The sequence below is a fragment of the bacterium genome, from assembly GCA_035295165.1.
GTDB lineage: Bacteria > Sysuimicrobiota > Sysuimicrobiia > Sysuimicrobiales > Segetimicrobiaceae > JAJPIA01.
In genome coordinates, this window is the sequence record DATGJN010000083.1 from 14,673 (window position 1) to 36,145 (window position 21,473).

The window sequence follows — 21,473 nt, forward strand, 5'->3', positions numbered from 1 at the left end:
CCGATTTTAGCCTCGCTCGAGAGAATCTCCTGCGGTGGGACGCGTGCGCTTCACGACGTCGGTGATCAAACGGTCGTACGCGCCCGTCGCGCTGCTCCGCGAGTAGTGGGCCTCCACGTACGCCCGTCCCGCCTGGCCCATCGAACGGCCCAGCGCGGGGTCCCGCGCGAGCCGCCGGATCGCCGCAGCCAGCGCCGCCGCGTCGCCCGGCGCGACGCACACGCCGCCGCCCGAGGCCTCGACGAGCCCGCGGGCATCGCCTTCGGGGAACGCCGCGACAACCGGGCGCGCGGCGGCGAGAATGCCGGCGATCTTCGACGGAACCACCGGTGTCGCCACCGACGCCTGGAGCGTCGCGAGACAGCAGTCGGCCGCGTTCAACAACAGCGGATACCGCTCCACCGGTTGGAACGGCGCGAACCGGACGTTCTGGAGGCCGCGGGCGCGCACGAGCCCCTCGGCCTCCTGCCGCCGCACCCCATCGCCGACGAGCAGGAACACCACGTCGCGCTCGTCTCGCAGCTGCGAGGCGGCCTCGACGATCACCGCCAGATCCTGTGCGTACCCCATCACGCCGGCGAACAGCACGACGAAGGCGTCCCGGAGACCGAACTCGGCACGGTACTGGTTGTCGCGCGGGCCCGGGGCCGTTTCGGTCGTATCGATCCAGTTGTGCACGACAGTGATCTTCCCGTCGGGAACCCCACGCGCCGCAACGAGCGTGTGATTTCCCTCCGAGTGGACCGTGATCGCCGCCGCGTGCCGGTACGCGCGGCGCTCGAGCCAGCGGAGGACCGCAACCACGACGCGGTTCCGGGCCAGCCCGAGGTCGATCAGGGTCTGCGGGTACACGTCCTGCACGTTCAGCACGTACGGGGCGCGCCACCAGCGTCCCAGGATCTCGCACGCGAGTGCCAGGGTCAGCGGCGGCGAGTACGCGATCATCACGTCGTGCCGCCCTTCGCGAAGCCCGGCGGCCGCCATCGCCCCCGCGAGCGTGAAGTGGGTGAGCGCCCGCACCACCGGCGCGACCTTCACAAACGGGAGCACCTGGATGCGCAGCACGCGGACCCCGTTGCGCGCTTCGCGCGCGGGAACCGACACCGCCTCGACTTCGGCCATGTTGGCGGGTGGGTACGGCGTCAACACGGTAACCGTGTGCCCGGCCGCAGCGAGATCGTCCGCGAGCTGCGACATCAACACGGACACGCTGCGGATCTCAGGAAGATAGTGCGGGGTCAAGAGAAGAACGCGCATTACGGCCGGGTGCCGGGCGACGGTTGTCGCGCAACGACGCGGGCGTAGGCGACGGCGATGCGATCCCCGTAGGCGTCCCAACTCCACCCGGCGGCCGTCGCGACCGCGGCCTCGCTCATCGCGGCCCGCCGGTCCTCGTTCTCGTACAGGGACAGCAACGCGCGGGCCAGCGCGTCCGGGTCTGCTGCCGGCACCACGAGCCCCTCGCGGCCGTCCGTGATAATGTCCTCGGCGCCGGTGTTCGGGGTGACCACGACCGGCAGGCCGCTCGCCATCGCCTCAAGGATTACCAGGGCCAATCCCTCCTCGACCGATGGTAGCACAAAGACCGAGGCGCCTCGATACGCCTCAGCCAGTGCCGCCTGGGAGAGCTTGCCGAGATGGCGGAACGGCGTACGCGACCGGCCGAGGATCCCGCGCAGGTCGGGCGTGCTCTCGCCGGCGAGCCAGAGCTCGACGCCGGGAACGCGCAGCCGCGAGACGGCGTCGAGCAGATGGGGCGTCCCCTTCCGGATCCCCAGCCCCGTCGCGATGATCCGAAACGGCCGGCCACGTGTCCGGGCCGGTGAAAAATTCGTGAGGTCCACCCCGTAGGGCACGTGCAGCAGGCGGTCGCGGGGCACGCCGTGGTCGAGAAAGCTCCGCACCGTGAACTGGCTCGGTACGCAGATGAAATCGGCCTCGTCGTACTCCAGCAACTGTCGGGCCACTAGGCGGGGATCCATCGGCGGCCCCGCCACCCCCCAGCGCCGGTACTCCTCGACCAGGAGCGCGCGTTGGGTCAGGACGTGCGTGGAGCCGCGGTCCAGGATCGTGCACGCGCCGCGGGCGCGCGCGACCCGGCCGGAGACCACGGAGAAGAGCGAGAAGCCCACGAACAGGTCGCAGCCGCCGACGTGCCGCGCCGCCCATCGATCGAACGTGACCGCCTTCCAATAGTCGAACCGGTCGCCGCCGCTGCCCCGGGTAAGGCGGAGCTTGCGGGGACCCCGCAGCAGAAGCTCCGGGACGGGATTGAACCTAACGCGTTCCCGCGGAATACGCTCGCCGCGCATCGGGGGGTGTGTGCTGATCAACCGGTGGAGCAATCCCCGGCGTTCGAGCTGCTCGGCGAGGCGAAACGCGTGAAACGTCCCCCCGGCGGAGACCGTCACCTTCATCGCGGGTCGTCGGAGCCCACTGGGTCGGCGGCCGCGTCCGGCACCTGGCCGTTCGACGCGCCCGGTTCTGCCGCGCGCGTCGGCAACGCCTCCCCTTGAAAGGCCGCAACCAGCGCCAGCAGGTGCTCCTGCAGCTGTTGGCGGTCGAAGATGAGCAGGCACACCACGTAGAGGGCGCCCGATGCGGCGAGGCTGGCGGCAAACCCCGCGCGCCCGGTCCACGGCAACACGTGCCACGTCCGGCTCAGGGCGATCGCCCCACCGGCCACGACCGCGGCCACGGCCGGCCGCACGTAGCCGCCGAGCGCCAGGGAGCCGATCTCCCTCCGGAGCGACAGGTAGCTGGAGCCGAGCCCGACGACCTCGCTGAGCGTCATCACCCCCGCCGCCCCCGTCGCGCCCCACTGATGGATCGCCGGTACCAGGAGCGGGAGCGACACGGCGAGCTGGACGACGCGGAACCGCACCGCCTGCTCGATCCGGCCGATCCCGGTCAGCAGCACCTTGACGTTCTCGGCCACGGGGTACACGAAGCCGAAGATCGCGAGCCACGGGAGGATCGTCGCGGTTTCGTCCCACCGTGTGCCGGCGCCGTACAACAGCCCGACGAGTTCGTGCGGGAAGAGCGCGAGCCAGATCAACACCGGGAACATCAGCCGCACGAGGAGACCATGGGTCAACCGGTACGCGTAGGCCACGGCGTCGGCGCGTCCCTGCAGCCTGGCGTAGACCGGGTACGCGACCTGGACCGCACCGAACGAGACGATGTAGTGGCCGAACTCGGCCAGATAGCGCGCGCGGTCGTAGAATCCGAGCACGACGGTGCCGGAGAGCACCCCGAGGAGCGCCGTGTCGGCCCGGTACCACAGCGTCTCGAGCCCCCGCGTCACGAACATCTGCCACCCGAACTGCCACAACCGGCGCGCGGTCTCGTGGTTGTACCCGCCTCGGTAGCGCCAGCGGCTCGCGATGCGGTTGCCGATGAGCGCCACCCCGGAGAGCATGACCTCGCGCCCGAGCAGGCTCCACACGCCGGCGCCGGCGCGTGCGAGGCCCAGCGCGACGATGATTGACAGGAGTGAGGTGACGAGACGCACGATCGAGACTGGGTTGTACGCGAACTCCTTTTCCAGTTGCGCCTGGTACACGTAGGAGAACAGCGTGAGGTTGCGGACGGCAAACAAGGAGAAGAACAGCGGGATGAACGGCCCCGGGTAGTGCCGGCTCAACACGCCGCACAGCACGACCCCCCCGGCAAGCATCCACCAGTACAACCGCCGGCTGAGCACGTACGCCGTTTCGGAGACGTTCGGGGCGTCCCGCATCTGGATGATGCCCTGAGAGAAGCTGAACGCGGTGACGATCGACAGCAGGTCCACCAGCGAGCTCGCCAGCGCAAACTGTCCGAAGTCCTTGGGAAACAGGAACCGGACGAGCACGAGGGTGACGCCGAAGTTGAGGGCAAACGTCATGTAGCCAGTCGTGCTCAGCCACAGGGCGCCGAGGAGCGCGCGCCGGGCTCCGGAGGCGGCTCTCACGGGCGGTCGGCCACCCCGGCGCTGCGGTCGGCGGTAGGCGCGACCGCCGCACGATCCGGATGCAGGGAACGAAGTGCCTCGAGGATGCCGCGGAGGTCGGCGTCGTACGAGTACCCGGACACGATCTCACGCGACCGGGCGCCCATCCGCGCGCGCCGTTCCGGATCGCGCAACACCCGGCGCAGCGCGTCGGCGAGCGTGGCCGTGTCGCCCGCGGGGTAGACGAACCCGTTTTCGCCGTTTCGCACGAGGTCCGGGGCCGCACCGACCGCGTCGCTCGCGACGACCGGCAGGCTGAAGCACATCCCCTCGTTGAGGGCGAGCCCCCACGGCTCGTATCCTGACGGCAGCACCAGCACGTCCGCGGCAGCGTAGTACGGTGAGACCTCACCCTGGTTAACGAACCCGGTGACGCGGACGTGGGCGAGGCCGCGCCGCGCCGCTTCGGCCTCCATCTCCCCTCGCAGCGGGCCGTCCCCCATGAGCACGAACAGCGGGGCGTTGTCCGCCGCGAGCCGTGCCGCCGCCTCGACCAGATCCATGGGGCGCTTCTTGGCGATCAATTTTCCGGAGTACAGAATTACCGGACGATCGGCCGCCCATCCCAGCTGCCGCCGCAGCGCCGCACGTTCAGGGCGCAGGCGGTCGGCGTCGGCCATGAACCGCTCGTTGTCGACGGCGTACGGGACGGAGAAGATGCGGTCCTCGGGCACGCCGTAGGCCCGGTAGAACGCGCGGTTACGCTCGCCGATCGCCAGCATCCCCCGCATCCGCCGCAGCACCGGCCCGAGCAACACGCGCTTCCCGGCGCGCACCCAGGGGCGGCGCCGGCCGAGCAGCGTGGACTCGCCGCGCAGGAACAAGGGCGTCCGGCTCGCCCACGCCCCGAGAAACGCGAGCCACTCGGTCGCGTGCGCGTACCCGTGCACGATCACCGCGTCGTAGCGTTCCCGGCGCAGCACGCCGATCACGGACGGGTGGACGTACCGCAGAAAGTGGTCGGCGGCGGGAATCGGCGACCGGTTGGGCAGGACCCGCCACGCATACCCGTCCAGCATGGGGAGATCCCAGCGCACCGCGACGTCGAACTCCGGGTCGTGGTACTCTCGTGCCCCGACGTCGTCCATGTAGTAGACGGTGAGGTCGAGCTCCGGGTGGGCTGTGAGGCGGCGAATCAACGGCACCTGGTACTGGATCGGATGCGAGATGAGGTACGCAACGCGGAAGGCCGTCATGCGCGCCCGTCCACGGCGTTCTCGCGCCCGAAAGCAGAAGAGAGGGTCACCACGTCGCCGTCTGAGCGTACCACGACGCGCCCCCGGGCGTCGAGGTGCCCGGCACCGCGCCGCGGCGCTGTCGTGCCCGCATCGGGAGGATCTCCTAACGACGGGGCGAAGCCCCGAGCATATGATCATCACCCGCAGCCCACTCCGCATCACGCTCGGCGGCGGCGGCACCGATCTCCCTTCGTACTATCGCGAGCACGGGGGCTTCGTGATCGGCGGCGCCATCGACAAATACGTGTACATCACCCTGCACCGCACGTTCGTCCCGCACCTGATCATCAAGTACTCCAAGACCGAGCGCGTCACGGCCCTCGAGGACATCCAGCATCCGATCATCCGAGAGGCGCTGCGGCTGACGGAGGTCGCGATCGCCAGCTTGGAGTTGACGAGCATGGCGGACATCCCCGCCGGCACCGGGCTCGGCTCGTCCGGCAGCTTCACGACCGGCCTCCTCAAGGCGCTCCACACGTTCAAGAAGAACCTGGTCCATCCGGAGGAACTGGCCGAGCAGGCGTGCCGCATCGAGATCGACATCCTCGGCGAACCCGTCGGGAAACAGGATCAGTACGTCTCGGCGTACGGCGGGGTCGCCTGCTTCCGCTTCCTGCCGAACGGGCGCGTCGAGGCGGAACCGCTCAAGACCGATCCCGACACGCTCTCCACCCTCGAGGACAACCTGGTCTTGTTCTTCACGGGCTACTCTCGGGCGGCCTCGGAGATCCTGCGGGACCAGGACGACCGGAGCAAGTCCCGCGATGCGACGATGCTGGACGAGCTGCACTTCGTGAAAGATCTCGGTCTGAAGAGCCGAGACGCTCTCGAGCAGGGAGATCTGGGACGGTTTGCGGAGCTGTTGAACGTTCACTGGGAGCACAAGCGGCGCCGCTCCCGCGGCATGTCGAACAGCCAGATCGACGATTGGTACGCGCTAGGGATGCGCCACGGTGCGCTCGGGGGCAAGCTGATCGGCGCCGGCGGCGGCGGGTTTTTGATGTTCTACGCCGAGGACAAGGTCCATCTCCGCCGCGCGATGCGCCAGGCCGGCCTCCCCGAGGTCAGGTTCCGCTTCGACTTCGAGGGCACGAAGATCATCACCCAGTCGTAGCCCGGCGAGAGACGCCCCGGCGCGCCGATGCGGATCCTGCTGGTGGACACCACGCTGTACCGTCCCACCACGCCGCTGTTCCTGGACGCGCTCGCCGCGTCCGGCCACCCCTACCGGTTCGTCGACGAGGGAACGTTCCTGGCCCCGCTCGAGCACTCCCTGATCCACAAGGTCGCCTACCGCCTGCTGCACCGCCGCCCGTTGAGCTACTGGCGGTTCAATCGCACGCTCCGCCGCGAGGCCTGGAGGTTCCGCCCGGACGTGGTCCTGATCGTGAAGGGCACGTACGTGGCGCCCGGCACGCTCCGCGCGATCAAGCGCGAGACGGGCGCGTTCCTCGTGAACTACGCGACCGACGATCCGTTCAACCCGGCGCACTCGACCCCGGACCTGCTCGCCTCGATCCCCAGGTATGACCTGTACTGCTCGACGAAGCACGCGATCCTGGGTGATCTGCGGGAGGCGGGCGCGCGCCGTGTCGCCCATCTCTTCTTTGCGTACCGGCCCGACTTGCACTTCCCCGAACCGCCCGCAAGCGACGAGGAGCGGCGGCGGTTCTCGTCGGACGTGGCGTTCATCGGCGGCGCCGATCGGGACCGCCTGCCCTACGCGAGCGTGATCGCGGGCATCCCCGGCGTGACGCTGGCCTTGTACGGCGGGTATTGGGACCAGTACCCGGACCTGCGACCATACGCGCGGGGATTTGTGGTTGGGCGGGACTATCGGCTGGCGCTCGGAGGTTCCAAGATCGCGCTGTGCCTGGTACGGCGAGCCAACCGCGACGGACACGTCATGCGGACCTTTGAAATCCCCGCATGCGGTGCGTTCATGCTGGCCGAGGACACGGAAGAACACCGCCGGCTCTTCACGGAGGGGGTCGACGCGGCGTTCTTCGAGTCACCGGAAGATCTCGCCGCGCAGGTGCGCCACTACCTCGCGCACGACTCGGATCGGCGTCGGATCGCGATCGCCGGGCACCAGCACATCACAGAGGGCGGCCACACCTATCGGGACCGACTTGCGGAGATCCTCGCGCTGGTCAGTGCGCGCTAGACTCGCGGCTTGCCGTCCTCGACCAGATGTGCGCCCGCGGCGGACACCTCGCCCAGCCGGCCGAAGGCCCGCTCCTGCGCGTACACCAGCAGTAACGTGAACCAGAACCCCACCGCGCCGAAGTAGTTCCCGCGGACCGACATGAACAAACCCATGGTCACGAGGGCCAGCGCCTGGGTATCCGCCAGTCTCGCGTTATCCCGCGCGCGCAAGAACACCCACTGCGCCCCCGCGCCCATGAAGGCGCTCAGAATCAACGCCCCAGCGAGCCCGAAGTCCGAGTAGAAGATGGCGATGTAGTCGGTGGTGTTGAATACACCGACTCCGACAATGTTCGCGTAGAAGCGAGGGTCCGGTGAAGCCGACATCGCCGATCCGTCACGACCGACGAACCGGTGGAAGAGCGTATAGAAACCACTAAGCGTGTTGGCACCCGGGACCGGGCTCGGCAGAGGCTTGGCGATGAACCAACTCGATGAAACATAGTTTCCCACAATATCGCCATCCACGTGCCGGAACGTGGCATTGAACACTCGATCCTCGAGCCATCTCCGCGGCTGTGGGCCGTTCGTTACGAGTCTGGAATCAATCTGATTTGTCGTCGACGGTGGTGCCGCGAGGACGCCAACCACGCAGCCGCTGCCGGAACGTAGCGCGACGACGGGCTTCCCGAAGAATCTGGCCACCGGAACAGCACGAAGAACGCCGACGAGCAGGAACAGACAGAACACTCCGGCAAGCGCGGTCGCCCACGTCGCGTACTGCACCGGCGAAAGTCTCGATCCCCAGTATATAGTCGCAGCATAGTATACGGCGCACGCTAGGAGCACGACGAGACGTAACCCCTCCTGATCGGCGGTCGCAAGATCGTTCAGAAAGGCCAGCACCAACAGCGCCACAACCATCGCGATGCTTACCATGTCTTGGCGGCGGGCCAACCACACCCCGAGATTCAAGAGCGCAAGGTTCGTCAACAGGGTTGTAAGACTGGCAGGCAACGGATAGTGAAAGCTCCCGTGAACTAAGTCGTAACGGACCTGGCATAGCGCGGCAAACGGGTCCCCGTACCTGTGGAGGACCATGCCCACTTTGTACGCGACCACACAAGCCAGCACCACAATGATCGACGCCGTAGCGGCGCGAAATACGAATGAGAACTGCGCAATGGAGCGCCGTCGATCAGGACGCGCGGCGGCGAGCGGCCGATGGGAGCGGAACAGCGTGGCAAGACCGGCACCTGCAAGGACCATGAGCAGGCTCGCCAGGTGAAGCGCCGCTGCGAATCCCGTAACCGGAACGGAGAACAAGTGCAACAGGAAAGGGTCTAGTGCGTAGAGGACAAAGATCACAAACCACACGCCAACGAACACGGTGGATGGAGTGAGCAAGTACCGAAAGCGCCGGACAGAGCACCACGCGGCGAGCAGCAGCAAGACGCCGCTGCCGACTATCTCTCCCATGGGGGAACACGATTCACGGGGTCCGATCGCTTAGCACGGCGCCTGATCGCATCTACCGTCACGGCCTGCTCCGTCGAGCCGTCGAGTCGGGATCTCGAGGACCCCTGCGATCGATCCTCAAACCCTCGGTCGGGCAGACGCATCGAGCGAATACCCGGCCTTCACGGCGTCCCCGCGGAACATGCGGACTGTGTCGAGGGAGAACTCGTGAAGATCCTTGCCGAGCTGCCCGATCTTCGCCAGGATGTCGGGCGTGACCGTGATCACATGACATCCGATCGCGTCGGCCTGCACGACGTTGAGCACCTCGCGCGGGCTTGCCCAGATCAGCTCGGCGTTCGGCGCCAGCGCCAGCAGCTCCAACGCGGCCGCCATGAGCGGCACCGGATCGCGCCCCGTGTCGGCGACCCGCCCCGCGAACACTGAGACGAACGCCGGGGCGCCGCCGGCCACGGCGGCGGCGACATCCCGCACGTGGTCGAGCGCGAGAAGCGCCGTCACGTTGACCTTCACGCCCGCGCTCGTAAGATCTCGCACCAGTGGAATCGACGACTCGCCGCGGGTGTTTGTGATCGGGATCTTGACGTAGACTTGCTCGCCCCACCCCGCGATCTCGCGTGCTTGCCGACGCATCTCGGCGAACTCGTCGGCGAACACCTCGAACGAGATCGGACGATCGGGAATGTGCTCGAGCACGTCCAGGGCGAACGCTCGGTAGTCTGCGACCCCGGCCTTGCGCATCAACGTCGGGTTTGTCGTAAAGCCGCGGACCAGTGGGTTCCGATAGAGTTCGAGCATCGCGGCCTTGTCGGCTCCGTCGGCGAACACCTTCACGTTGAGCACCGGTGCCGTCATCGCGCTCCCTCCTCCGCTCGCGCCGCGCGTTGCCGGACGATCCAGTCGGCGGCGTCGCGCAGCGTTCCCGTGGTGTGATCAGCGGGGAAACCGTACGACGGCTCGCCCCACCCGGACCCGAGCAGTACCGTAATGCATCCCGCGCGACGACCGGCCTCGACGTCCTTCCACCGATCGCCGACCATGAAGCTTCCGGCAAAACTGATTCTATATCGCTCGGCCGCCTGGAACAAGAGCCCGGGGCGCGGCTTGCGGCACTCGCACCCGTCACGATCGTCGTGATAGCAGACGAACATCTCCGTCAACGGCAACCTCGCGAGTAGCGCCGCGTTGATCGCCTCGACCACCTCGCGGCGTTGTGCGCCTCGGGCGACGTCGGGCTGGTTCGTCACGCCGATCAGAAGAAACCCTGCGCGCGCAAGCGTGGCGAGCGCGTCCGGGACGTCGTCGGGGATCTCGAGCTCCGCGAGGCTCTGCGGAGGATGTGGACGGCCCGCGCGCACGATCGCGCGGTTCACCACACCGTCGCGGTCGAGGAACACGGCGGGACAAGCCCCGTGGTTCACCGCACGGACTCCCACTTCGTGGTCGCGCGCTTCAGATCCGGGTGCGACACCAGCAGATGCCAAACGACCGCCTGAAACGCCTCCGCGTGGGGAGTGACGCGGTCCGGACTCACCGTAGGGATAAGGACGCACGCATTGGCCACCTGCGCAGTGTACCCGCCAGTCCGTCCGACGATGCCGACCACGCGAGCGCCGATTTGTTTCGCGTACTGGAGCGCCCGCACGAGGTTCGGACTTACGTTCTTCTCGAGATCCCCTCCGCCAACCGAGAACACAAGCACCAGGTCCCGGGGCTGCAGCCTGCTGGTTCGGAGCCACGCCTCGAAGACCGTCGGCCACCCCTCGTCGTTGGTCCTCGCCGTCAGCTCAGAGACGTTGTCCGTCGGGGCGTAGGCCTCGATCTCCGCGATCTTCCGGAAGTCGTTGACGGCGTGGGACGCGTTCGCGGCGCTCCCACCGACCCCGAGGATGAACAGCCGTCCCCCCTGCGCCCGCGTCTCTGCCAGCAGGGCGACGGCCCGGTCGATCGCGGCGACGTCGAGTTGCCGCACGATCTTGGCCGTCTCATCAAGATAATGCCGCGTGAAGCTCATCTCAACGCCTCCTCAATCCCCCGGAGAGCCGGCGGCACGGTTTGTCGCGGAACCACAGCGCGCCCGACGACGCGTGCCGACCCGAGCGGTTACCGCTCCGTCCACGCCCACGATGCGCGGCCGGCGCGTCGATCGCACAGCCGCCTGAAGAACCCGGCCGCCCACGCGAAGTGCATGCTGGGAAACGCCGCCGCGAGCCACGGCCACAGCGCCCATTTTCGTGATCCGACGCAGATGGACGCCGCGACCGCCGCGTCACACACGAGATACAGCCCAACGAGCGCACCGAAGCCGGCAAGCGCCCACCGGTTGGCAATCGACAGCAGCGCGAGGACCACGAGCATCGCCACAAACGCCGCGGGCACCACTTGACGCCACGAGGTCAGGTTCCCGTGCTTTAACAGGTTTCCGGCCCGGGCTCCGCCGTACCGGAAGTACAGCCGCCAGAGCTCCCCCAGGCGTTCGCGAGGGTAGTAGCCGACGACCGTCCCCGCATCCAGGTACACGCGGCCTCCGCCTTCGCGGATCCGCTGGTTGATATCGGAGTCCTCGCTCAAGAGCGGCGACTCCTCGTCGAACATCCCCACCCGCTCGAACACCTCGCGTCTGAAGCAGCCAAGGTACACGGTGTCGACGAAGCCGCTTCGTTTACCGAGCCGGAACTGGGCGTTGCCCGCGCCGAAGGGGTGCGACATCGCCAGTCCGATCGCTTCCTGAGGGGTGCCTGACGCGACGGCGCGCTGCACCCCGCCAACGTTGTCCGCACCGCTCTCCTGCAGCGCTCGAACGCAGCGTTCGAGGTAGTCGCGCGGCAGTATCGTCCGGGCGTCCACACGCGCGATCACCTCGCCCTGCGCCGCGCGGATCCCGATGTTCATCGCCGCCGGTCGCTGCCGTCCCGGGTTGTCGAGCACGCGAATCTCCGGCGCCGGCAGCGCTTGCACGCGTTCGAGCGCCTCCCGCGTTCCGTCGTCGCTCATCCCGTCCACAACCAGAATCTCCATGTGGTCGTGCGGATATGTCTGCTCGAGCAACCGCCGCACACAGCCTTCGATGTGCCGCGCGTCGTTTCGGACGGGCACCACGACGGACACGAACGCGTGGCTCGCGTCCACGGTCATCCGCGCGCCGCGCTCGGGGCGCTTCCCGGAGCGCCCGTCCGCTCCGCGGGCCGGATCCGGCGCGAGAACGACCGGCGCTGACGCCACCGCCAGATCTTGATCGCCAACGTGCGGAGCGCCGGCTCCGGGATCGCTGCCACGGCCGCGCGGGCCAAGAGCGCGCGCGGCCCTGGCAGCGCGTCTGCAACGATGCGCCCGAACCCGCGCTTGTCACCTTTCGCGAGATACGCCGCCGCCAAATTGGCCCGGCACCGCCGTAGTACCTCGTCGGCGCCGAACGCCGTGCGTTCTTCTTCGCTCATCTGCGCGAACAGCCGCTCGAACATCTCCAACGCGTTCCGCTTCAGGATCCATTGGATGTCCATGGTCGTGTTGCTGTTCTCGCGGATCTCCACGACGACCAGATCCTCCGGTTGGTACCCGAACCGCACGCCGGCGCGCATCAGCCGCAGGCACAGGTCCCATTCCTCGGGATAGTAACGATCCTCACAGAAGAAGAACCCGCCGCGCAGGATGTCCCCGCGGACCATCAGCGTATTCGGGTTGACGAGCGAGGACCGAAGTAGCGCGCGGAACACATCGCCGTCCGGGATATTGGCTCGGCGGCCGTAGAATTGGTGCGGAGCGTCGCTGAAGAAGTGCAGCGCGTCACAGAACACGGCGCCGCAATCGGGGCGGGTCTCGAGGAACGCGACCTGGCGACCGACCTTCTCGGGCAGGTAGTAGTCGTCGGCATCAAGCAGCGTGACGTACGCGCCGGTGCTCGCACGGATCCCGTTGTTGCGGGCCGGACCCTGCCCCCGGTTCGGTTGCGACAGGTAGTGCACGCGCGGGTCGCCGGAGCCGCGGGCGATCCCGGCGGTACGGTCGCTGGAACCGTCGTCGACGACGATGATCTCAAGATTCCGGTACGTCTGGGTGAGCGCGCTCCGCAGGGAACGCTCGAGGAACCGCTCGGCATTGTACGCGGGAACGATCACGGACACCAGCGGTGAGGAGGCCCTTTCCATCGTCTTCAGCCTTCGTGTGCGGCCGCGTCTCCGGGACAACGCGACACGGTTGGCCAGATCCGCTCCAGCAGGGCGAGGTCCTGGGGGCGGTCGATCCACCAGAGCCCCTCGTCGTGGGACATCCGGTAGCCGTACAGCGCTTCCCCACGCGCGAGCAGCGCCGGAAACACGTCCCGGCCGAAATCCACGAGACCGGTCGCCGGGATCTCGTCAAGCACACCTGGCTCGAGCACCAGGATGCCTGCGTTCACCCAGTGGCTGAAAATCTCGCCCGGCCGCGGTTTCTCGACGAAACGGCGGATTCGCCCGTCGTCGTCCACCGCGACGATGCCGCTGTGCGCGGGATCCTCCCGGTGAAACAGCGCGACCGTACCCAACCCGCGTCGCGCGCGGTGGAACTCCCAGAGACGGTCGAGCCGGCACGTGCTCAGGTTGTCGCCGTACCAGACGAAAAAGGGACCGTCGAAACACGACGCTACGCGCTTGACGGCGCCGGCAGTGCCCAACAGCTCCGCCTCGTACGAGTAGGTGATCCGCACGCCGTAGGCGCCTCCGTCGCCGAAGTAATCGCGCACGACGTCCGGCAAATGGTGCAGGTTGATCACGACATCGCGAACACCGTACGACCGCAGCCACGAGAGGGTGTGCTCGAGCAACGGGCGCCCGTCCACGCGGACCATGCACTTGGGGATCCGGTCGGTCAGCGGCCGCAGGCGTGTGCCGAGCCCTGCGGCTAGGAGCATCGCCCGCGTCGGGCTCGCGAGCGCGCCGTGTGAGGCGCCAGACTCAGGGGTCGCCCGCATTCAACCGCACCACAGCGCCCGTTCGCGCCGATTCGTAGAGGGCGTGGGCCGCGCGCAACGCCTGCCAGCCGTCGTAGCCGCTCGCGAGCGGCTCGCGACGCTCGCGAATCGCGCTGGTGAACTCGGCCCACTCCGCAGCCCACGAGATGTCCTCTTCGGGGAACTCGAAGTGCCGCTCGTCCGGCGGCCCAGATTCCGGACGACGGCGCCCGAGCGTGAGCCGCTCCGGCCCGTAGCTCCGGCCCAGCCCTTCCGCGATCAGGTAGCCGTCGCGTCCGAAGACCTCAAATGAGAAGAGATTCTTCCACTGCGTCCAGCTCGCATGCACGGACGCAACGCGCCCCTCGGACGTGCGGAACAGGCCGAACGCGTTGTCCTCAACGGGAGCCGTCCCGGGCGGCACCGGTGGGGGTGTCCAGAAGTACGTGGGAACGAACCCCACGCCCTCAGCGAATTCGCCAAGGAACCATCGGCACAGATCGATCGCATGGATGCCCTGATCGAGCAGTTCCCCCCCGCCTGCCTTCTCGCGATCGGCGCGCCACTCGACCGCGTAGCCAGGCCGTCCGCCGTGGCCGTACCGGCATCTGATGAAACACGGCACGCCGATTTCGCCCTGTCGGACCAGCACGTGTGCCTGCCACACCGCGGGGTGGTGGCGATGATTGAAGCCGACCTTGATCACCGGCCCGCCGCCCCCTCGAGGTCCGGCGGCATCGAGGATCGTGCGGGCCTCCTCCGGGGTGCGCGCCATCGGCTTCTCCACCAGCACGTGCTTGCCGGATCGAGCCGCTTCCGCGGCCACGGGGGCGAGCCAGTCATGGGTGGTCGCGACGACCACGGCGTCGACATCGGCCCGGCGCACGGCGGCTCGCCACGACGTCGTCGCCTCACAACCGAGAAGGCGTGCCGTCTCCCCCGCGCGCGCGGCGTCGAGGTCTGCGACGACCACCACCTGCCCTGTTGCGGCCGACCGCACGATGGCGGCGCGGCGCCGGCCGATTACACCACACCCCACGATCGCCACCCGAAGCCTGGCCGGCGAGCTCACGCTGGACATGGACAGTACCAAGACCGCGGGGAGATGCCCCCGGTCACCCTTGCTCCTCCTGCGCCTTCTTAACCAACGGCAGCAGCGTATGGCGATCGAGCCGCCGCAGCGTGAACCAGGCGCTGTCGCGCAGTTCGGTGATCCGCGCGGCGTCCCAGGACTGCCATCCGTCATGCGGCGCGGCGATCAGCTTGCCCGTCAGCCCGTCGGCCCGCTCTGACACGAGGAAGGCGACGAGGTCCGCCGCAAGCTCCGGGGGGACGCCGCCCTGACCGGTAGTGCGCAGCGCACGGATCCGTTCCAGCAGCGGCCCGGCGCGCTCACCCGCCGCGAGGACCTCATCCTGCAGGGCGGTATCGACCGCGCCTGGCGCGATTGCGTTCACCTGCACGTTAAACTCCCGCGTTTCTTCCGCGAGCGTCTCGGTCAGTCGCACCACGGCCGCCTTGGACGTACCGTAGGCCGAGAACCGCGGAAGCGGCGCAGTGGCCCCACCGCCCGACAGGTTGACGATCTTCCCACGTCGGCGTTCGATCATGTGCGGGAGGACGGCGCGGCAGCACAGGAACGTACCGATCAGGTTGACGTGGATCGCCCGCACCCAGGCGTTCTGGTCAACGTCCCACATCGGCCCGATCGGACCGTACACGCCGGCCGCATTGACGAGGACGTCGATACCGCCGTACGTGTCGAGGGCCGCGCGCGCGATCCGGGAGGCGTCCTCGGGATGCGACACATCGGCCGACACCGTGTGTGCCGCGCCGCCGAGGCGCCGGATCTCGCCGGCGACGCGCTCCAGCTCGGCCGCCGTACGCGCCACAAGCACGAGGCGAAATCCGTCGCGCGCAAGCGCGTGCGCGACCGCCCGGCCGATCCCCCGGCCGCCGCCTGTGACGATCGCCGCCTGTGTTTCAGGCATGCGCGCGCCTCCGAGCGCAGCGACCGAGCCGAGCCGGGATCGACGCATGTTGCGTCATCGCCGCGCCCGTTGCAACACGCCCTGCTCCCGCATCACGCGCTCCGCCTCCTCGAGGTATTCACGGCTTCCGGTCTGCGTTGTGATCCACGCCACGTACTCGGTGACGCTCCGCTCCACGGGAACGGTCGGCTCCCATCCGAGCGCCCTGAGCCGGGAAATGTCCGAGATCGTGTGGCGGGTGTCGCCCAACCGGAAGTCCCCGGCGATCTCCGGTGTAAGCGGACTCTTGAACGCACCGAGCATCAACGCGGCCAACTCGAGCACCGTGACCGCGCGTCCGCCGCCGACGTTGAAGACCCCGAAGTCCGCCCTGGAGTCCTCCATGACAAGGACGTTGGCGCGTGCGACGTCCCGCACGTTCACATAGTCGCGCAGTTGCCGACCATCTTCGTAAACCACGGGCGGCAGCCCGTGCATGAGGCGCAGGGCAAACCGCCGGGTGATCCCCGAGTAGGCGTTGTAGAACGAGTTTTGCGGCCCCTGCACGTACGTGTAGCGCATGCACGCCGTGGGAATACCGTACCGCCGTCCCAGGCGGTCGGCCAGCAACTCGATCGCGTACTTCGAGACCCCATACGTCGTTCCGGGGCTGATCGTCGCCTCATCGATGAGGAGCGGCTGCATCTCGCCCCCGCACGCCGGGCAGTGGATCTCCCAATCACCGCGGCGAAGCTGCTCCAGCGGACGCGGGCCCGGCACCCGTATGCCAGACGCGGGCAGGTTCAAGAGCACGCCGGGCCCTGCCCGGAGTTGCTCGTGGATCGAGGGCGCCATGTGGCCTTCGGCGCACCGCGTGCAGAAGTACCGACCTTCTCCGCTCACCGCCTGCGACGACGCGAACACGATCTTCCGCACGGGATACCGCCCGCGGTCTGCGACGATCAATTCGAACAGCAGCGCGGAACTCTCCGTGTTCGTGTGAATGAACTGTGAGAACTCCGGCAGGTAGTCCTGGTACGCGGCCAAGTGAATAACGTAGTCCGCGCCAACGAGCGCCCGCTGCATCGACGCCCTATCCACGACGTCGCCCTGAACGAACTCCGCCGCCGCGGGCACCCAGGGCGGCTTGCCTCGCGGATGCACGCGGGGTTGAAGGGAGTCCAGAATGCGAACGTCGTAACCCTTCGCAAGAAGCACGTTTGCGGTGTGAGAGCCGATGAACCCGGCTCCGCCGGTTACGACGCACAACGCCATGAGCAGCTGACCTCCGCCCGCGTGCGCCGCGGTGACGCCGCCCTAGCGGACAGGGTCCGAGGGCCTCCGTGACGTGGCATAAAGAATACACGGGTGCGGAGAGACCTCGACGTGGAACCCCGCACCCCTCAGCAATTGTACAATCTCGGCGACGTCCCCGTTGGGATGGTACTCCATGATGAGCGTCCGCACCCGACGCAGCACCGCCGGGTCGGCACCGCGCAGAATGTCGTACTCCGCGCCCTCGCAATCCAGCTTCACATATTCGCACACCGTCTTGCCGCATTCCGCGACGAGATCGTCGAGCGTGACGCATTCCACGGATAGCGATCGCATTCGTCCGTTCTGCAGCCAGTCCGGGTGGATGGATGGAAAGAACGTCGATCCCCCGGTATCGTCCTCAACGGTGTACAAGGTCTTCGTTCCGCGCGTGCCCGCCACTGCGACGTTGCGCGTCGTGACCTGCATCTCGTACCCATTCAGGCGCGCGTTGTCCAGCAGTCGCTCGACGTTTTCGCCGATCGGCTCATAGCAGCGCACGGACGCCCCGCGCACGGCCGCCGCCAGCGCAAAGATCCCGCACTGGGACCCAACGTCGATCACGGTCTCGCCCGGCCGAATCTGGCGCAGCACCCGATCGTACACACCGTGGGCAAACACTTCGTCGACGATGCCAAGATCGCTCGTCCCGAGCCGAACCCGGAACCGAAGGCCGTTCCACAGCTTGATCTCGCGAACGTCGCCGCGCCGACCGCGGCCCAGGTAGTCGAGGAAACGCGCGAGCGGATCGCGGTAAACGCGACACACGTCCGCCGCGTGGCGTGCCCGAGTTAGCCAGCGCCGCGACGCGTTGATCCCGCTCACGCGTCCCCCACGAGTACGAGGTGGCCCTTTTCGATCAAATAGGCCCTCAGTGCTTCCTGCCACGGGCGTCCCCACGACCCACTGGTCTCGCGCCGAACGCTCGCAAGGGACGAGTCACGCGGCCGCCGGGCCTTCGCCGGATACTCGGCCGAACGAATCGGCTCCAAGCGGGCTGGAACCTGCGCGAGCTCGAGGATCTGCCGCGCGAACTCGTACCAGCTGCAGTGGCCGGCGTTGGCAACGTGCACGACCCCGTCCGCGCGTTGGCGGATGAGCGCCTCAAGGGCGCGTGCAGCGTCCACAGCGTACATCGGCGACATCCGGATATCGGCCACCACGCGGAGCGTGTCCCCGCGCGCCGCTTTGGCCAGGATCGTCTCGATGAAGTTGCCGCCCTTTCCTCTGGCGCCCGCCGCTCCGTACAGACTGGCCAAACGCACGACAAGCCACCGCGTACTCGCCTGGCGAACGAGATCCTCGCCAGCGAGCTTCGACTCGCCGTACACGTTGATCGGGCGGGGCGCGTCGTCCTCCGTGTAGGAACGACCGAGCTCGCCGTCAAACACGTAGTCCGTGCTCACGTAGACGCACGCCGCCCCGATCGTTTCGCAGGCCCGCGCGATATAGAACCCCCCGCACGCGTTGATTCGAAACGCCGTTTCTGCTTGATCTTCGCAGTCGTCGACTCGGACATATCCGGCGCAGTTCACCACGACGTCCGGCCTCGACGCTCTCAACACGTCTTCGACGCCAACGCGATCCGTGCATTCGATGCGCGTGTGATCGAGCGGCGTCACCTCGTAGGCCCCAGCCTCGGTCAAGGCGCGTATGACTTCGGTACCCAGTTGGCCGGCGCTGCCGACCACCGCCACGCGCATCAGGGTAACCGCTGCCACGAGCGCGAGTAGACCGCGTCGTAGTAGGTATCGTAGTCAACCGCGAGTACCTTGCCGATCCACTCTTGATGTGACACGTACCACTCGAGCGTCTCCCTCAGGCCCTCATCGAACGTAACGCGCGGACGCCAGTCGAGCTCGTCCCGGATGCGGCCCGCGTCCATCGCATACCGGCGATCGTGACCCGGCCGGTCGGGGACGAGTTGGATCCGATCGAGCAACCGCTGCGGCGCCTCTCCCGCGCGGGCCGCGAGCCCGCGGCACACCGCCCGCGCGACCTCCAGGTTCGTGCGCTCCTGGCCCGCCGAGACGTTGTAGACGGCCCCGGGGCGGCCACGCTCCAGGATCGCGAGCAGCGCACTCACGTTGTCGCCGACGTAGAGCCAGTCCCGACGTTGCAACCCGTCGCCGTAGACCGGAAGCGTCTCCCCTCGCAGGGCGTTGCGGCACAGTACGGGGATGAGCTTCTCAGGGTACTGAAACGGCCCGAAGTTGTTCGACGATCGCGCGATCATCACCGGCAACCCACGAGTCCGCACGAAGGCCAGACAGAGGAGATCCGCCGCCGCTTTGCTCGCCGCGTACGGACTGCTGGGGCGAAGCGGACTCTGTTCGTCGCTCGGCAAGCCCTTGTCGGTGTCTCCGTAGACCTCATCTGTCGAGATGTGCAGGAAACGCTCAGGTCCGTACGTGGCGGCCGCTTCCAGCAGGACGTGCGCGCCGATCACGTTCGTCTGGAGAAACGGAGCGGCGTCCAGAATACTCCGATCGACGTGTGACTCCGCGGCGATATTGATCACGCCCCACGGCCGCTCCTCGCGGAATACCTCCGCCACTAGCGCGCTGTCGACGATGTCGCCCTTCACAAAGCGATACGCCGGCCCCTCGGTGACGCCTGGGAGATTCTCCACGTGTCCGGCGTAGGTGAGCTTGTCCACGTTTACCACGCGCCAGCCGCTCTGTGCCAGCAACGACCTCACACAGTGGCTGCCGATGAACCCGCAGCCTCCGGTGACAAGCACCGTCCTCACCGCGGCACCTCGATACCGGGGAAGTCGTCGCCAAGCCCAGAGAGCGGAGGCAGCGCGACGTCCCTCGCAGAAACGATGGGGTTCTTCACCGGCCAGTGCACCCCGATTTTCGGATCGCTCCAGATCACGCCCCGCTCGTGTTCGGGCGAATATTCATCGGAGGTCTTGTAGTGGACGTCTGCTTCCGTGCTGAGCACGCAGAACCCATGCGCGAACCCGGCAGGTACGAACAGCATCCGGTGGTTCCGATCGGAGAGCGTCACGCCGACCCACCTGCCGTAGGTAGCGGACCCGTGCCGCAGGTCCACGGCGACATCAAAAATCTCGCCGCGCACCACACCTACCAACTTCGCCTGCGCCCGCGGCGACGCTTGGTAGTGGAGGCCGCGAAGCACGTGCTGGCCCGATCGAGAAACGTTGTCTTGCACGAACACGGCCGCGATGCCGGCTGCCTCGAAGGTCGAACGCCTGTACGTCTCCTTCAAGAATCCGCGACGGTCTTCGAATCGCTCAGCCTCCACGAGGACGAGGCCGGCAATCTCGAGTGGGGTGAATCGAAATGGCATCCAGCGTCCTCCTACAATAATAGCTCGGCGTCGTCTCCGATCATCAGGCGCACCGCGCGACGCTCATCCGAGTGCGTAACAATGGCGTTGCGACCGACGATGCTGTCCTCAACGCGCGCAACGCCATCCAACGTCGCGCCGTCAAGGAGCACAGAGTGCTGGACCGATGAACGCCTGATCACGCAACCGTGACCGACGCTCGTGTACGGGCCGACGGACGAGTCCTCTATAAGAACGTTCGCTCCGATCACCGACGGCCCGCGCACCTCGCTACCGCGCACACGCGCGCCGGGGTCGAGGGTCACTCGACCAGACACGCGGCTGTCCTCGCAGACCTCGCCGCGAACGGAGCGGAGGCACCACTCCTCGAGCACGACGCGGTTCGCCGCAAGCAGGTCGTCCTTCTTGCCGGTGTCCAACCACCAACTTTCGAGTCGAATGCTCCGCACTTGTCGTCCCGTATCGAGGAGTTGCTGGATCGCATCTGTGATCTCCAACTCGCCGCGCTTCGACGGAGTGATGGCAGCGATCGCCGTGTGAATCGCGGGGCCGAAAATGTACACTCCGACGAGGGCGAGGTTGCTCGGTGGCTCGTGAGGCTTCTCGATTAGGCGCACGACGTGCCCGTCTTCGTTCACCTGCGCCACGCCGAACATCCGAGGGTCCGGCACGTCCTTTAGGAGGATCATCGCATCGGGGCCAACTTCCTGGAATTCTCGGAGCAGGCCGACGAGCCCGTCGCCAATCAAGTTGTCCCCCAAGTACATGACGAACGGCTCGTCCTTCAGGTACGGCCGCGCGACCCGAACGGCATCTGCGAGACCGAGCGGCTGCTCCTGGACGATGAAGGTCAGGTCGAGATCCAGCGACTCCTTCGTGAGTGCCGCACGGACCTGCGCACCCGTTTCTGGCGAGATCACGACGCCGACGTCGCGAATGCCGGCATCTCGAATGTGCCGCAGGCCGTAGTGAATAATGGGTCGATTGGCCACGGGAATGAGCTGCTTTGGCATCGTGTACGTGAGGGGTCGTAACCGCGTGCCCCGACCGCCGGAGAGTACCAGCGCCCTCATTGACCGGCCTCC

General features: G+C 67.5%; 21 protein-coding genes. 2 read left to right on the forward strand and 19 right to left on the reverse strand.

Features of this window, described 5'->3' with window-relative positions:
• Positions 1–6: 6 nt before the first annotated feature.
• Genes VKZ50_12935 through VKZ50_12950 form a run of 4 tightly spaced genes read right to left on the reverse strand, consistent with a single transcriptional unit; the run spans position 7 to position 5,190 of the window.
• A complete protein-coding gene (locus VKZ50_12935; GenBank protein HLJ60623.1) occupies positions 7–1,257 on the reverse strand; it encodes a glycosyltransferase family 4 protein in 1,251 nt (416 codons plus the stop codon).
• Positions 1,257–2,417 carry a glycosyltransferase family 4 protein gene (locus VKZ50_12940; protein ID HLJ60624.1) on the reverse strand — a complete coding sequence of 387 codons (1,161 nt, stop codon included), beginning with the start codon at positions 2,415–2,417 and terminating at the stop codon, positions 1,257–1,259. Before VKZ50_12940 ends, VKZ50_12935 begins: the two co-directional genes overlap by 1 nt.
• Entirely contained in the window at positions 2,414–3,955 is a 1,542-nt protein-coding gene (locus tag VKZ50_12945; GenBank protein HLJ60625.1) for an oligosaccharide flippase family protein, read from the reverse strand. Before VKZ50_12945 ends, VKZ50_12940 begins: the two co-directional genes overlap by 4 nt.
• A complete protein-coding gene (locus tag VKZ50_12950; GenBank protein ID HLJ60626.1) occupies positions 3,952–5,190 on the reverse strand; it encodes a glycosyltransferase family 4 protein in 1,239 nt (412 codons plus the stop codon). The genes VKZ50_12945 and VKZ50_12950 overlap by 4 nt, the downstream gene beginning before the upstream one ends.
• Before the next feature lie 172 nt (positions 5,191–5,362).
• Between VKZ50_12950 and VKZ50_12955 the strand changes: the two genes are divergently transcribed.
• Both VKZ50_12955 and VKZ50_12960 read left to right on the forward strand, forming a co-directional pair.
• Positions 5,363–6,346, forward strand: coding sequence for a galactokinase (locus VKZ50_12955; GenBank protein ID HLJ60627.1), 984 nt, complete (start codon positions 5,363–5,365; stop codon positions 6,344–6,346).
• A gap of 27 nt (positions 6,347–6,373) precedes the next feature.
• Positions 6,374–7,399: a glycosyltransferase gene (locus tag VKZ50_12960; protein ID HLJ60628.1), complete on the forward strand. Its 1,026-nt coding sequence runs from the start codon at positions 6,374–6,376 to the stop codon at positions 7,397–7,399.
• On the opposite strand, the gene VKZ50_12965 is transcribed toward VKZ50_12960, so the two are convergent.
• From VKZ50_12965 to VKZ50_13035, 15 genes are all read right to left on the reverse strand, one after another.
• The gene (locus VKZ50_12965; GenBank protein ID HLJ60629.1) at positions 7,396–8,859 is read right to left on the reverse strand and encodes an O-antigen polymerase; all 1,464 of its coding nucleotides are present in this window, start codon (positions 8,857–8,859) and stop codon (positions 7,396–7,398) included. The genes VKZ50_12960 and VKZ50_12965 overlap by 4 nt on opposite strands.
• 117 nt (positions 8,860–8,976) lie before the next feature.
• On the reverse strand, positions 8,977–9,714 hold the full coding sequence (locus VKZ50_12970; protein HLJ60630.1) for a transaldolase: 738 nt from the start codon (positions 9,712–9,714) through the stop codon (positions 8,977–8,979).
• Positions 9,711–10,280: an HAD-IIIA family hydrolase gene (locus tag VKZ50_12975; protein HLJ60631.1), complete on the reverse strand. Its 570-nt coding sequence runs from the start codon at positions 10,278–10,280 to the stop codon at positions 9,711–9,713. Before VKZ50_12975 ends, VKZ50_12970 begins: the two co-directional genes overlap by 4 nt.
• A complete protein-coding gene (locus VKZ50_12980; protein ID HLJ60632.1) occupies positions 10,277–10,873 on the reverse strand; it encodes an SIS domain-containing protein in 597 nt (198 codons plus the stop codon). Before VKZ50_12980 ends, VKZ50_12975 begins: the two co-directional genes overlap by 4 nt.
• 89 nt (positions 10,874–10,962) lie before the next feature.
• Entirely contained in the window at positions 10,963–11,994 is a 1,032-nt protein-coding gene (locus tag VKZ50_12985) for a glycosyltransferase family 2 protein (protein ID HLJ60633.1), read from the reverse strand.
• The gene (locus VKZ50_12990; GenBank protein HLJ60634.1) at positions 11,991–13,004 is read right to left on the reverse strand and encodes a glycosyltransferase family A protein; all 1,014 of its coding nucleotides are present in this window, start codon (positions 13,002–13,004) and stop codon (positions 11,991–11,993) included. The genes VKZ50_12985 and VKZ50_12990 overlap by 4 nt, the downstream gene beginning before the upstream one ends.
• A 5-nt stretch (positions 13,005–13,009) precedes the next feature.
• The gene (locus tag VKZ50_12995) at positions 13,010–13,747 is read right to left on the reverse strand and encodes a nucleotidyltransferase family protein (protein ID HLJ60635.1); all 738 of its coding nucleotides are present in this window, start codon (positions 13,745–13,747) and stop codon (positions 13,010–13,012) included.
• Between the two features lie 43 nt (positions 13,748–13,790).
• Positions 13,791–14,867 carry a Gfo/Idh/MocA family oxidoreductase gene (locus tag VKZ50_13000; GenBank protein HLJ60636.1) on the reverse strand — a complete coding sequence of 359 codons (1,077 nt, stop codon included), beginning with the start codon at positions 14,865–14,867 and terminating at the stop codon, positions 13,791–13,793.
• Between the two features lie 34 nt (positions 14,868–14,901).
• Positions 14,902–15,777, reverse strand: a complete 876-nt coding sequence (locus VKZ50_13005; protein HLJ60637.1) for an SDR family oxidoreductase — start codon at positions 15,775–15,777, stop codon at positions 14,902–14,904.
• 54 nt (positions 15,778–15,831) lie between these two features.
• Entirely contained in the window at positions 15,832–17,031 is a 1,200-nt protein-coding gene (locus VKZ50_13010; GenBank protein ID HLJ60638.1) for an NAD-dependent epimerase/dehydratase family protein, read from the reverse strand.
• 42 nt (positions 17,032–17,073) lie between these two features.
• Positions 17,074–17,895: an FkbM family methyltransferase gene (locus tag VKZ50_13015; protein ID HLJ60639.1), complete on the reverse strand. Its 822-nt coding sequence runs from the start codon at positions 17,893–17,895 to the stop codon at positions 17,074–17,076.
• Complete coding sequence (gene rfbD / locus VKZ50_13020) at positions 17,892–18,791, reverse strand: dTDP-4-dehydrorhamnose reductase (GenBank protein ID HLJ60640.1); 900 nt, start codon at positions 18,789–18,791, stop codon at positions 17,892–17,894. The genes VKZ50_13015 and rfbD overlap by 4 nt, the downstream gene beginning before the upstream one ends.
• A complete protein-coding gene (rfbB, locus tag VKZ50_13025; GenBank protein ID HLJ60641.1) occupies positions 18,773–19,822 on the reverse strand; it encodes a dTDP-glucose 4,6-dehydratase in 1,050 nt (349 codons plus the stop codon). The genes rfbD and rfbB overlap by 19 nt, the downstream gene beginning before the upstream one ends.
• The gene (gene rfbC / locus VKZ50_13030; protein HLJ60642.1) at positions 19,819–20,388 is read right to left on the reverse strand and encodes a dTDP-4-dehydrorhamnose 3,5-epimerase; all 570 of its coding nucleotides are present in this window, start codon (positions 20,386–20,388) and stop codon (positions 19,819–19,821) included. The genes rfbB and rfbC overlap by 4 nt, the downstream gene beginning before the upstream one ends.
• Positions 20,389–20,399: 11 nt before the next feature.
• Positions 20,400–21,461, reverse strand: coding sequence for a glucose-1-phosphate thymidylyltransferase (locus VKZ50_13035; GenBank protein HLJ60643.1), 1,062 nt, complete (start codon positions 21,459–21,461; stop codon positions 20,400–20,402).
• Positions 21,462–21,473: the final 12 nt, after the last annotated feature.